Raw genomic sequence first — 13,250 nt, 5'->3', positions numbered from 1 at the left:
CGTGGTTCCAGGCCTCTGGTCCCTGGTTTCGACAGGCTCAACCACCGGAACTCAGGGCTCAGGGCTAGACGGGCTCGACTACCGGGGGCTCTGGGTTCTGGGCTCGACGGGCTCGAGCACCGGGGTGGGAGCCTTCGGGTGGCGGTGCATCGGGTCTCGGCAGGCTCGAGCACCGGGACGGGAGCCCTCGGGGCGGGCTGCTCCGGTGATGGGCGACGGAGAGGCGTAACTTGGGCTGCATGAGCAGCGTCATTGAGACTCGAGGACTGGAGAAGCGATTCGGCCGAGTTCGGGCCCTCGACGGACTCGACCTCACGGTCGCCCCCGGCGAGGTGCACGGCTTCCTCGGCCCGAACGGGGCCGGCAAGTCCACCACCATCCGCGTGCTGCTAGGCCTCTACCGTCCGAGCGGGGGAACCGCCGCGGTCTTCGGCCAGAATCCCTGGACGGATGCCGTCGCCCTCCACCGCCGCATCGCCTACGTCCCCGGCGACGTCAGCCTGTGGCCCAACCTGTCCGGCGGTGAGGCGATCGACCTGCTCTGCCGGTTGCGCGGCGGAACGGCGGATGCCGCTGCCTACCGGGCCCGCCGTGCGCACCTCGTCGACGCCTTCCAGCTCGACCCCACCAAGAAGGGCCGCACCTACTCGAAGGGCAACCGGCAGAAGGTCGCGCTGATCGCGGCCCTCGCCGCCCCGGCCGACCTGTTCATCCTCGACGAGCCGACCTCGGGCCTCGACCCGCTGATGGATGCCGTCTTCCGCCGGGAGCTGCAGGCGGCGACGGCGGATGGCGCCGCCGTTCTGCTCTCGAGCCACATCCTCTCCGAGGTGGAACACCTCTGCGACCGGGTGAGCATCATTCGGGCCGGCCGCACCGTCGAGACCGGAACGCTGGCCCAGCTGCGCCACCTCACCCGCACCGAGGTCGCCTTTGCGAGCACCGGCCTGACCGACGCCGACCTGGCCGGGCTGGCGGCGCGCATCCCGGCGGCCCACGACCTCGTGGTCGGTACCGGCGTCCCGCAGACCGCCACCACGCATGTCGGCACCGCGCGTGCCGGCACCGCTCGGGCCGGCGTCGACCGGGTGAGCTTCACGGCCGACAGCGACGCGCTGCCCGAGGTTCTGCCCGTTCTGGCCGAGCTGCGGGTGCAGGGTCTGACCGTCGCTCCGCCGTCCCTGGAGACCCTGTTCCTGCGCCATTACCGAGAGGATGCCCCGGCGCTGGCTCCGGCGCCCCTGCCGTCGACCGGACCTCACCTGTGATCCGCCGACGGCCTGGTCCGACGGAGGCCAGGTGAACACCCTCTTGCCGCTGCTGCGACTACGCATCCGCCGCGACCGGGTGCAGCTGCCGATCTGGATGGCCGTGTTCTTCGGGCTCGCCGCGTTCGTCGTCGTCGCGGTCGACTCGAGCTTCGGAACGACCGCCGACCGCCAGGCGCTGATGCGGATCGCGGTCGGCTCACCGACCATCCTCATCTTCCGCGGGGAGCCGCAGGGAGCGGATGCCGACGCGGTCGCTTTCTTCCTCATCTTCGCGTTCCTCGCCACGCTCGTGGCCTTCATGAGCACGTTCCTCGCCGTGCGCCACACCCGCGCCGAGGAGGAGTCGGGCCGCTCCGAGCTGATCGCTGCGACACCCGCCGGCCGGCTGATCCCGCTGCTGGCGACGGCGCTGCACGGGATCGCCGCGGCCCTGGCCGCGGGGGTGGCCGTCACGCTGGGCCTCCTCACCGCCGGTCTGGATCCCGCCGGTTCGATCACGTCCGGGGCCGCGGTCGCCGGTACCGGGATCGCCTTCCTCGGCGTCGGGCTTCTGGCCGGCCAGGTGATGCGCACCTCCCGTGGCGCGAACGGCCTGGGCGCGGCGCTCATCGGCCTCGCCTATACCCTGCGGGCCTTCGGCGATGCCGGCGGCACCGCATCCGCCGACGGGCTGAGCATGACCAGCGCGTGGCCGAGCTGGCTGTCGCCCATCGGCTGGGGCCAGCAGACGGCGGCCTTCACCACGAACCGTACGGCTCCGCTCCTACTCGACCTGCTCCTCGCGGCCGTGCTCCTCGCGGTGGTCGTGCTGCTGCAGTCGCGGCGCGACCTCGGCTCGAGCCTGATCGGCGAGCGGCCCGGTCCCGAGCACGCTCCGGGCACACTCGCCGGATCGCTCGGCCTGGCCTGGCGGTTGCAGCGGGCGCCGATGATCGGCTGGGCCCTCGTCGGCCTGGTCCTCGGCATCCTCGTCGGGACTCTGGGAGAAACCGTGGTCGAACTGGTCGAGTCGAGCTCTCAGATCGGCGACACGCTGGCCCGGATGGCGGGCGGCCGGGCGTCGATCATCGACCTGTTCACGGACACCATCTTCGGCCTGGTGGGCGTGATCGCTGCGGCGGCGGCAACCCAGGCGATGATCCGAATGCGTCAGGAGGAGGTCAACGGTTCCGCCGAGCTCCTGCTCGCCCTGCCGCTTCGCCGCGGCCGTTGGCTCGTCGACTACCTCCTCGTGGGCACCGGCGCCATGGCGCTGGTGCTGCTCGTGGCCGCCGGGGGCGCCGCGGCCGGGCTTGCCTCGTCGTCGGAGGCCGGTACCGCCGGCACCACCGATACGGCCGACCGGGTGGCCAGCGCCGTGGCCTCCGGGCTGGCCCAGGCGCCGGCCGCGTTGCTCGTCCTGGTGATCGCCGCGCTGCTCTTCGTTTTCGTGCCGCGGCTCAGCACCGGCCTGAGCTGGGGTGTGCTGTTGGGCGCGGCGTTCATCGGCGAGTTCGGCGAGCTGTTCGGCCTGCCCGACTGGCTGCTCACCCTGTCGCCGTTCACCCACACGCCGACGATCGGCGCCGCCGACGTCGAATGGAGCGGAGCCTGGTGGATGCTCGGCGTCGCCCTGGCCGGCGCGGTCGTGGCCGGGGTGGGCATCCGTCGCCGCGACCTGGCGCTGTAGTCGAAACGGGCTCGACCACCGGGTCTCGCCAGGGTCGACCACCGTCAAGTGCGAATAGGGTGGAGGTATGACTGACCAGGGGACCGCATCCGGAATCGACCGCGACGAACTCGACCTGGAGGTGCGTCCGCAGGACGACCTCTTCCGCCATGTGAACGGCAAGTGGATCGCCCGCAGTGAGATCCCGGCCGACAAGGCCCGCTGGGGCTCGTTCTACCTGCTCGCCGAGGAATCGGAGAAGGCCGTGCGAGAGATCATCCTCGAGGCCCGGACCGCCGCTCCCGGCACCGAGGAGCGCAAATTCGGTGACCTCTACGCGAGCTTCATGGACGAGACCCGCGTCGAAGAGCTCGGAGCAACCCCGCTCGCCGCCGACCTCGCCACCGTCGAGGCCGTCACCTCCCTCCCCGAACTGCTCGGCACCCTCGGCCGTCTCGAGCGCGCGGGCGTGTCCGGCGCCTTCGGTCTCTTCGTCGACAACGACCCGGGAGACCCCGAGCGCTACCTCGTCTTCGTCGAGCAGGGTGGGCTCGGTCTCCCCGATGAGTCCTACTACCGTGACGAGAAGTTCACCGCGATCCGCGAGTCCTACCAGGCGTTTCTGACTCGGATGTTCGGCCTCGCCGGCCTCGCCGCCGCCGCCGGCCGCGCCGAGCGCGTCTTCCTGCTCGAGACCGAGCTTGCCACCCACCACTGGGACAAGGTGCGCTCGCGCGACAGCGAGAAGACCTACAACCTCAAGACCTGGGGCCAGGTCACCGCGCTGGCCGCCGGCGTCGACCTGCACCTCTGGCTCGACGGGCTCGACGGCCCGGCCGGCGCTCTCGATGAGGTCGTCGTGCGCCAGCCCAGCTTCGTGACCGGCCTGGCCGAGATGCTCACCGAGGACCGGCTCGAAGGCTGGAAGGACTGGTTGCGGTGGCAGATCATCCGTTCCAGCGCCGCGTTCCTGTCGAGCGAATTCGTCGAGTCCAGCTTCGACTTCTATGGCCGCACCTTGACCGGCACGCCCCAGCTGCGCGAGCGCTGGAAGCGCGGTGTCTCGCTCGTCGAGGGAGCGCTCGGCGAGGCCGTCGGCCGCATCTACGTCGAGCGTCACTTCAAGCCCAGCGCCAAGGAGAGCATGGACGTGCTCGTGGCCAACCTGGTCGAGGCCTACCGGCGGAGCATCACCGAACTCGACTGGATGACCGCGGAGACGCGCGCCCGGGCACTGGACAAGCTCGCCACGTTCACGCCCAAGATCGGCTACCCCGTCAAGTGGCGGGACTACTCGACCCTCGCGGTCGACCCGGCCGATCTGATCAAGAATGTACGTGCCACGAGCGAGTTCGAGTTCCAGCGGGAACTGGGAAAGATCGGCAACCCGCTCGACCGCGACGAGTGGTTCATGACCCCGCAGACGATCAACGCGTACTACAACCCGGGCTTCAACGAGATCGTCTTCCCGGCCGCCATCCTGCAGCCGCCGTTCTTCGACGACGCCCGCGATTCCGCCGCCAACTACGGCGCGATCGGCGCCGTCATCGGCCATGAGATCGGCCACGGCTTCGACGATCAGGGCTCCAAGTACGACGGCACCGGGTTGCTCACCGACTGGTGGACCGAGGAAGACCGCACGGCCTTCGACGAGCGCACCCGCTCCCTGATCGAGCAGTTCAACGCGCTCGCCCCGAAGCAGATCCCCGACCACCGCGTCAACGGTGCACTCACCATCGGCGAGAACATCGGCGACCTCGGTGGCCTCTCAATCGCCTGGAAGGCCTACCTGATCTCGCTGGACGGCCAGGAGCCGCCCGTGATCGACGGCCTCACCGGTGCCCAGCGATTCTTCCTCTCCTGGGCTCAGGCCTGGCAGCTCAAGATGCGCGACGAGGAGGCCCTCCGCCTGCTCTCGATCGACCCGCACTCGCCCAACGAATTCCGCTGCAACCAGATCGTGCGCAACATCGACGAGTTCTACACGGCGTTCGGCGTCACCTCGGACGACGCTCTCTGGCTGGACCCGGAGAAGCGCGTTACGATCTGGTGACCTCAGCGCAACCGTGACAACGCCGTGCGACCGCAACGTCGTGTGGCCGGGGTCCAGCATCCCGAATCAACGTAAGGACCTGACGACTGTGGCCATGCCATCCCAGGATTCAGAGCGTCGGTCACGCCACTCGTCGGCGCGCCGCGGCAAGCACGGCGGCGCGGATGCGACGGCGAACTTCGGCCGCGGGTTCCAGGCGCTCGGCGACCTCGCCGTCGACGGGGTGCAGGTGTCGGCCCGCGCCACCGATCTGGCCACCGGCCGGGTGCTCTTCTCCGTGGACGACCACGTCGTCATGCCCACGGCCGGCATCGGCACGGTGCTCCTGCTGATCGAGGTCGCCGCCAGGCTCCGCGACGCCGACTTCGGCGCGTTCACGATCCTCGACCGCACCGTGGCCGATTCGGTTGCTGGGTCCGGCCTCTGGCAGCACCTGCAGGCACCCGCACTGCCCGTCGCGGACCTCGCGGCCCTGATCGGCAGCGCGAACGACAACCTGGCCACCAATGTGCTGCTCCGCGCGGTCGGTCTCGACGCCGTGCGGGCCCGCGCCGAACAGCTCGGACTCAACCGCACCGCCCTGCTCGACCTCGTTCGCGACCGGCGCGGGCCCGATAACGCCCCGCAGCTCTCGGTCGGCAGCGCCAAGGAACTCACTTGGCTGTTCACGGCGCTCGCCCGTGGTGAAGTCGTCGACGCGGAGGCGAGCGAACGCGTCATCGGCTGGCTGTCACTCGGCACCGACCTGTCCATGGTCGCCAGCGCGTTCGGGCTCGACCCGATCGCCCACCGATCCGGCGACCACGGCCTCCTGCTGGTCAACAAGACCGGGACGGATGCCGGAGTGCGCAGTGAGATCGGCATCCTCCGCGGCCCACGGGCCGGGGTGACCTACATGGTTTCGATGTCCTTCGCCGACACCCGCCTCTCGTCCCGGCTCGCGGTGCTCGACGGGATGCGTGCGGTCGGCCTCGACCTCCTGGAGTACGTGCACTGACCGGCGTCGCCCGCGCAAGCACCCAAACAGAACTGCCCCCGCGACGGAATTCGTCGCGGGGGCAGTTCTGCGTGGTGGCGCAGCCGGTCAGCAGCACCGACCCTGGGGGTTGATGTCCTGGCGGTCGGTCTGGTCGCGCCAGAATTCGCGTTCCGTCATCATCCGTGGACCGTCGCAGACTGCGGCATCCGGGTCATGATGAGTGTCCCGGTGGGCGTCACGCAGGGCCTGGTGGTGGGCCTTGTACTTGTCGTACGCGTCGTCACCCATGACCCCCCTCATGAACCAGGCGAAGCCCTTCGCGCCCTGGCGAACACTGGCGAGGAGACTCATCGGCGAGTCGTCTTCCCTGCCTTGTCCAGCTTGGCCTGGGCGAGCTGGGCGTCCCAGCGTGTCGCCAGCTTCTTCTCCTCCGGGGTGGCCATGAAGCCGGACGGGGCGAACATCTGCGATGCCACCGCGTCATCCTCGTTGGTGCCGAAGCTGCGCGACTTGTAGGACTTCCAGGTGGCCTGAACGGCGGTGATCATCACGATGATGGCCAGCACGACGAACAGGATCGAGAGCACGCCCTGCACCATCGTGTTGCGCACGACGGCCTCCATCGCCTCGACGGTCTTCGCCGTGCCGAAGCTGGTGAGTCCCTCATCCAGCGCGTTGGAGAACGCGCGGTTCTGGGCGAAGTAGCCCACGGCGGGAACGGTCGAGAAGATCTTCAGGAACGACGCGTAGATGGTCACGACGGCGGCGAAGGTCAGCGGCAGGGCCACGATCCAGAGGTACTTGAACAACCCGCGCTTGGCCACGATCGCCAGGCAGACGGCCAGGGCGATGGCTGCCAGCAGCTGGTTCGCGATTCCGAACAGCGGGAACAGGGTGTTGATGCCGCCGAGCGGGTCGGTGACGCCCATTACGAGCACGGCACCCCAGGCGGAGACCATGATGCCGGTCGTGACCCAGGCACCCAGGCGCCAGGAGGTGTTCTTGAACTTCGGGAAGAAGTTGCCGAGGCTGTCCTGCAGCATGAACCGGGCCACGCGGGTGCCGGCGTCGACGGCGGTGAGGATGAACAGCGCCTCGAACATGATGGCGAAGTGGTACCAGAACGCCATCATGCCTGAGCCGCCCGCGACCTGCTGCATGATGTTGGCGAGGCCGACCGACAGGGTCGGAGCGCCGCCGGTGCGGGACACGATGGTCTCCTCGCCCACGTTCTTCGCGGTCTCGGTGAGCATCTCGGGGGTCAGGTTGACGCCGGTCAGGCCGAGGCTGTTCACGAACGTGACAGCACCCTCGACGGTGCCGCCGGTCAGAGCCGGCGAGGAGTTCATGGCGAAGTAGATGCCGCGGTCGATCGACAGCGCGGCGACGAGGGCCATGATGGCGACGAACGATTCCATCAGCATGCCGCCGTAGCCGATGAACCGGGTCTGGCGTTCCTTCTCGATCAGCTTCGGCGTCGTGCCGGAGGCGATCAGGGCGTGGAAGCCGGAGAGGGCGCCGCAGGCGATGGTGACGAAGAGGAACGGGAAGAGCGAGCCGCTCACCACGGGGCCGCCGCCATTCACGAACTCGCTGGTGGCCGGCACCGTGATCTCGGGGCGGACGATGATGATGGCGATGGCCAGCATCCCGATCGTGCCGATCTTCATAAACGTGGACAGATAGTCCCGGGGGGCCAGCAGCAGCCAGACCGGGAGGATGGCCGCCACGAAACCGTAGACGATGATGCCGATCGCGAGAGGCAGCGGGTCAACGGCGAAGAAGGTCGAGCCCCACTCGGTGTCGGCGATCATGCCGCCGCCGATGATGGCGGCCAGCAGCAGGATGAAGCCGATGATGGAGACCTCGGTGACCGCGCCCGGACGGAAGAAGCGCAAGTAGACACCCATGAACAGGGCGATCGGGATGGTCATCCCGACCGAGAAGACGCCCCAGGGGCTGTCGGCGAGGGCGTTGACGACGACGAGGGCGAGGATGGCCACGATGATGACCATGATCGCCAGGGTCGCGACGAGGGCGGCCGTGCCGCCCACCTTGCCGAGCTCGTCCCTGGCCATCTGGCCCAGGGAACGTCCGCCGCGGCGCATCGAGAAGAACAGCACCATGTAGTCCTGCACCGCGCCGGCGAACACGACGCCGACGATGATCCAGATCGTGCCGGGCAGGTAGCCCATTTGGGCGGCCAGCACGGGGCCGACGAGCGGTCCGGCGCCGGCGATCGCGGCGAAGTGGTGACCGAAGAGAACACGGCGGTCGGTGGCCGCGAAATCCTTACCGTCGGCCTTGTACTCGGCCGGTGTCGCGCGCCGGTCATCGGGGTGCAGCAGGTGCTTCTGGATGTAGTTGGAATAGAAGCGGTAGCCGATCAGGTACGTGCAGATGGCGGCGAACACGAACCAGATGGCGTTGACGGTTTCGCCGCGAACCACGGCGAGCATCACCCAGCTGAGACCGCCGAGCAGCGAGATGCCACCCCAGATAGCTATCTTCAGGGGGCTCCAGTGGGCCTCTTCGGCATCGTGCGTGGTCTGATCGAGAGCAACGGGCAACAGGAGGGGATCCCGGTCCAACTCCTCACCCCGCTTCGGCGAATCGTGTGGCGTGCGGGGCTTGGTGCCCATGATCTCTCCTTCGAGGTGCCCCGCAAGGACTGCGGAATTCCTTAGCAAGGCTAACAGCTTGGCGGCAGTTTCCGCGCGGACGCCTAAAATGGACTGAGCGCCGGGCGGTTTCCGTCTGTTCGTGCTTTCCAGTTCTTCCGCCCCCTCGACCATTGGAGCCCCGTGGCCGCCCTCTCCCGCCTCGATTCCGTCATCGCCCTTGCCCGCCATCGCGGGTTTGTGTTCCAGGCCGGTGAAATCTACGGTGGATCCCGGTCCGCCTGGGACTACGGGCCACTCGGCGTGGAGCTCAAGGAGAACATCAAGAAGCAGTGGTGGCGCTTCATGGTCACCAGCCGCGACGACGTCGTCGGCCTCGACTCCTCGGTGATCCTTCCCCGCAAGGTGTGGGAGGCATCCGGTCACGTCGAGGTCTTCAGTGACCCTCTGGTCGAGTGCACGAGCTGCCACAAGCGCTTCCGCGCCGACCACCTCGAGGAGGAGTTCGAGGAGAAGAAGGGTCGCCCGCCTGAGGGCGGCATCGACGGGATCCCCTGCCCGAACTGCGGCAACCGGCACATCTGGACCGAACCGCGCGCCTTCTCCGGCCTGCTCAAGACCTACCTCGGCCCGGTCGACGACGAGGCCGGCATGCACTACCTGCGCCCCGAGACCGCGCAGGGAATCTTCGTGAACTTCGCCAACGTGCTGCAGGCTGCCCGGATGAAGCCGCCGTTCGGCATCGGCCAGATCGGCAAGAGCTTCCGCAACGAGATCACCCCGGGAAACTTCATCTTCCGCACCCGCGAGTTCGAGCAGATGGAGATGGAATTCTTCGTCGAGCCGGGTACGGATGAGACGTGGCACCAGTACTGGATCGACCAGCGGATGGCGTGGTACACGGGCCTCGGGATCAACATCGACAACCTGCGCCTGTTCGAACACCCGGCCGAGAAGCTCTCGCACTACTCCAAGCGCACCGTGGACATCGAATACCGCTTCGGTTTCAGCGGCAGCGAATTCGGAGAGCTCGAGGGTGTCGCCAACCGCACCGACTTCGACCTCAGAACGCACGCGGAGGCATCCGGCAAGGATCTCTCCTACTTCGACCAGACGAAGAACGAGCGCTGGGTTCCCTATGTGATCGAGCCCGCGGCCGGACTGACCCGCTCGCTGATGGCGTTCCTGGTGGACGCGTACCACGAGGAGGAAGTGCCCAATGCGAAGGGCGGCGTCGACAAGCGCACCGTGCTGAAGCTCGACCCGCGCCTGGCGCCGATCAAGGTCGCCGTGCTGCCCTTGTCCCGCAACGAGGCGCTCTCGCCGATGGCCAAGTCCCTCGCGGCGCGGCTGCGCGAGTCCTGGAACGTGGACTTCGACGACGCCGGCGCGATCGGCCGCCGCTACCGCCGCCAGGACGAGATCGGCACCCCGTACTGCGTCACCGTCGACTTCGACTCCCTCGAAGACCAGGCCGTCACCGTGCGCGACCGCGACACCATGGCGCAGGAGCGCGTGTCGCTGGACAAGCTCGACGCATACCTCGCCGTGCGCCTCCGCGGCGCCTAGCCGAGGCTGCTGCTCGCTGGCCTGCCGATGGCAGCCGGCGGGCTGCTCTGTGCCGCGGTCGGTGCTGATCGGGGCCGCCGGCCACGTACGCGTTCGGGCGTGGCCGGCAGTTTCTGTGTATAACTCTTGCACTTTCTGCCGTCCCGGCCGCATGCCCGTGTGTTTCTGCGGCGCAGCTCGTCGCCGGCGACGAATTGCAGGAGTTATGCGCGCGCCCGGCAGCGGAACGGCACGGGTCCGGGCTGACCGGGTGCCGCTGGGCTGCCGGTGGGGCTAACTCAGGAGAAGTCCCGCGGGTGAGCCTCGGCGACCCCGGAACGACGGCACGGCGGTGGCCGGGCGCACCGGTTCTCCTGAGTTAGCCACACGGAGGCAGCGAAACGGATGCCTGGAGCGGCTACGCGAGTCGCCGGGCGAGTTCAGCGGCGGTGATCGTCCGCGGTCAGGATGCCGCGGGGCCGATATCGGCGACCGTGTCCGCAGACCCGGCGGCGGGAAGCTGAACCTGCACGCCGAAGAGGGCATCGAGCCCGGTCAGGAACGCGGCCTGCTCGCCCGCCCGGGCCAGCTCGCGGGAGCGCACCATCGGGGTGTGCAGCAGCACGCCGGCCAGGTGACGCAGCGCCGCCTCAGTCTGTTCGCTGTTGTCGCCTCGGTTGCGGGCGCGTTCGATCTCGCCGTCGAGGAGGTCGAAGATGTAGCTGCGCAGGGCCACGACGGCCGGGGCGAGGCTTTGCTCTTCGGCGACCGCGGAGAACTTGCGGGCGGCTCGGCCCACCAGAAGGCGGGCGTCGCTGGTGGCGTTGAGCTCCTCGAGCGGCGCGTGGATGCGGATGGTCTCGAGGTCGAGCAGCTCCACGCCGGCCAGGTCGGTGACGTCCGGGTCGACGTTACGGGGCAGGCCCAGGTCGATGATGAGCCGGCGCGGGATCTCGGACGGGGCATCCGTCACCGGACAGGAGGGGAGCATGAGCGCTTCCGTGGCCGGAAGCTGCAGGGAGAGCGCCAAGCCCGAGTGGAGCAGGGCCGCATCGATCACATGGGTGTCGGCGGTCGTGCAGGTGAGGATCAGGTCGGCCTCGGCGGCTTCGATGGCGAACTCGGCCTCGGCGACGGGGGTGATCTGGTGCGAGGTCGCGAACTTCGCGGCGCGGCCGGACGGCGAGTACACCCGCACGTTCTCGGCGCCGAGGTCGCGCAATGCGGCGAGGGATGCCCCCGCGTAACGGCCGGTGCCGACCAACAGCACGCGGGTCTGGGCCCAGTCCGTGATGCGGCTTTCGGCCAGCTCGAGGGCCAGACGCACGAGCGAACGTCCCGCGGCGCCGATGCCGGTACGGTTCTTGACGCCTCGAGAGGTCTGCGAGGCGCGCTGAAAGAGGCGCTCGAGTTCGGGACTGGTGGTGCGGGCGAGCCGGGCCTGCTCGAGCGAGCGGCGCACCTGGCCGGCAATCTCGCCCTCGCCGACGACCACCGACTCGAGGCCGCTCGTCACGGCGAAGAGGTGTTCGGCCACGCCGCTGCCGTGCACGAGATCCAGGGTGTTCCGCAGAACGTCGACGGCCACGCCGCTACTCGCGCTGACGCCGTCGATGGCGGCGTGCACGGCCTGGAGAGGAGAGGAGCCCACGGGCTCGTCGAGGTCGAGGTAGGCCTCGAACCGGTTGCAGGTGGCCACGACAACGGCGCCGACCAGAGTCGGGTGCCGACCGAGAATGCCACCGGCGGTGTCGTTCGCACCGACAGACAATTTCTCCAGCACGTCGAAGCTGGAGTTCTTATGGCTGGCGGACAGACAGATCAACACTCAACGAGTCTACGACCTGAGGCTGAGCGCCCGAATCGCCCGAATGTCGGAAGTTTGACAGAATCAAACCAATGAACCTCGACGCGCAACACCCACTCGCAACCGGACTCACCGCCGATTCTCGCCTTATCCGCGCCTACCAGGGCACCCGGCCAGACGCCACCCCCGTCTGGTTCATGCGCCAGGCGGGCCGTTCGCTGCCCGAGTACCGGTCGCTGCGCGTCGGCACGCGCATGCTGGACGCCTGCCTCGACCCGGAGATGGCGAGCGAGATCACGCTGCAGCCCGTGCGCCGGCACAACGTCGACGCCGGCATCCTCTTCAGTGACATCGTCATCCCGCTCAAGCTCGTGGGCGTCGACGTCGAGATCGTCGCGGGCACCGGCCCGGTCCTCGGCACGGCCGTGCGCACGGCGAAGGATGTCGCACAGCTCATCGAGCTCGACCCGGCCGTACTCGATGAGACACTGGCCCCGATCACCGCCGCGGTCGCACGCACCGTGGCCGAGCTCGGCTCGACGCCGCTGATCGGCTTCGCCGGCGCCCCGTTCACACTGGCGGCCTACCTTGTGGAGGGCGGCCCGTCGAAGGACCACATCCATGCCCGCACGCTCATGCACGCCGACCCCGACGCCTGGGCCGCCCTGATGGACTGGACGGCCGAGGTCACCGGGCGATTCCTGCGCGCGCAGGTTCTCGCCGGCGCCAGTGCCGCCCAGCTGTTCGATTCCTGGGCCGGCGCGCTCTCGCTGGCCGACTACACGCGCTTCGTTGCTCCTGCCTCCACCGCGGCGATCGCCCATGTGCGGGACCTCACTTACGACGAGGGTGCCGCGGGCACGGATGTCGCACACACGGATGCCGACGACGCGGACGCCGCATCCGTGCGCCGCAACGTGCCCGTCGTGCACTTCGGTGTGGGCACGGGTGAGTTGCTCAAGGAGATGCACGCCGTGGGTGCCGACGTCGTCGGAGTCGACTACCGGGTGCCGCTCGACGAAGCCAACCGGCGCCTCGGCGGGCTGGTTCCGGTCCAGGGCAACGTTGATCCGGCGCTCCTCGCCGCACCGTGGCCGGTGCTCGAAGCGCATGTGCTGGACGTGCTCGAGCGCGGGCGCACGGCACCGTCCCACGTGCTCAACCTGGGGCACGGCGTTCCGCCGATGACCGACCCGAACGTGCTGACCCGACTGGTGGCCTTCGTGCACGAGGTCACCGCGGTCTTCGCCGACGCGACCGGCTCCGTCCCGGAAGCCCCGGTCAGCGCGCCGTCCGCGTCCTGACAACCGCACGAAGGCTCGG

At 68.8% G+C, this 13,250-nt stretch carries 9 protein-coding genes; 6 read left to right on the top strand and 3 right to left on the bottom strand.

Going from position 1 to position 13,250, the window contains the following annotated elements; genetic code table 11:
• Nucleotides 1-239: 239 nt before the first annotated feature.
• The 4 genes from E3T28_RS04815 to E3T28_RS04800 all read left to right on the top strand — a co-directional run bounded on the left by E3T28_RS04815 (nt 240) and on the right by E3T28_RS04800 (nt 5,969).
• The gene (locus E3T28_RS04815) at nt 240-1,268 is read left to right on the top strand and encodes an ABC transporter ATP-binding protein (protein ID WP_134428459.1); all 1,029 of its coding nucleotides are present in this window, start codon (nt 240-242) and stop codon (nt 1,266-1,268) included.
• A 31-nt stretch (nt 1,269-1,299) separates the two neighbouring features.
• Nucleotides 1,300-2,940: an ABC transporter permease gene (locus tag E3T28_RS04810; protein ID WP_134428457.1), complete on the top strand. Its 1,641-nt coding sequence runs from the start codon at nt 1,300-1,302 to the stop codon at nt 2,938-2,940.
• A 67-nt stretch (nt 2,941-3,007) separates the two neighbouring features.
• Nucleotides 3,008-4,972, top strand: coding sequence for a M13 family metallopeptidase (locus tag E3T28_RS04805; RefSeq protein WP_134428455.1), 1,965 nt, complete (start codon nt 3,008-3,010; stop codon nt 4,970-4,972).
• 88 nt (nt 4,973-5,060) lie between these two features.
• Nucleotides 5,061-5,969, top strand: a complete 909-nt coding sequence (locus E3T28_RS04800) for a serine hydrolase (protein ID WP_134428454.1) — start codon at nt 5,061-5,063, stop codon at nt 5,967-5,969.
• 87 nt (nt 5,970-6,056) lie between these two features.
• Here E3T28_RS04800 and E3T28_RS04795 read toward each other — a convergent pair whose 3' ends face one another.
• Nucleotides 6,057-6,302 carry a YbdD/YjiX family protein gene (locus E3T28_RS04795; RefSeq protein WP_134428452.1) on the bottom strand — a complete coding sequence of 82 codons (246 nt, stop codon included), beginning with the start codon at nt 6,300-6,302 and terminating at the stop codon, nt 6,057-6,059.
• On the bottom strand, nt 6,299-8,593 hold the full coding sequence (locus E3T28_RS04790) for a carbon starvation CstA family protein (RefSeq protein WP_134428450.1): 2,295 nt from the start codon (nt 8,591-8,593) through the stop codon (nt 6,299-6,301). The genes E3T28_RS04795 and E3T28_RS04790 overlap by 4 nt, the downstream gene beginning before the upstream one ends.
• A gap of 162 nt (nt 8,594-8,755) precedes the next feature.
• On the opposite strand from E3T28_RS04790, the gene E3T28_RS04785 reads away from it, so the two are divergent.
• Nucleotides 8,756-10,141: a glycine--tRNA ligase gene (locus E3T28_RS04785; RefSeq protein WP_134428448.1), complete on the top strand. Its 1,386-nt coding sequence runs from the start codon at nt 8,756-8,758 to the stop codon at nt 10,139-10,141.
• A gap of 442 nt (nt 10,142-10,583) precedes the next feature.
• Here E3T28_RS04785 and E3T28_RS04780 read toward each other — a convergent pair whose 3' ends face one another.
• Nucleotides 10,584-11,948: a glutamyl-tRNA reductase gene (locus tag E3T28_RS04780; RefSeq protein ID WP_134428446.1), complete on the bottom strand. Its 1,365-nt coding sequence runs from the start codon at nt 11,946-11,948 to the stop codon at nt 10,584-10,586.
• Nucleotides 11,949-12,019: 71 nt separating this feature from the next.
• Here E3T28_RS04780 and hemE point away from each other — a divergent pair, with 71 nt between their 5' ends.
• Nucleotides 12,020-13,231, top strand: a complete 1,212-nt coding sequence (gene hemE / locus E3T28_RS04775; RefSeq protein ID WP_134428444.1) for a uroporphyrinogen decarboxylase — start codon at nt 12,020-12,022, stop codon at nt 13,229-13,231.
• Nucleotides 13,232-13,250: the final 19 nt, after the last annotated feature.

The sequence above is a fragment of the Cryobacterium sinapicolor genome, assembly GCF_004403465.1.
Classification (GTDB): domain Bacteria; phylum Actinomycetota; class Actinomycetes; order Actinomycetales; family Microbacteriaceae; genus Cryobacterium; species Cryobacterium sinapicolor.
Note: the sequence above shows the minus strand (reverse complement) of the source record. Positions and strands in the feature narration are given on the sequence as shown.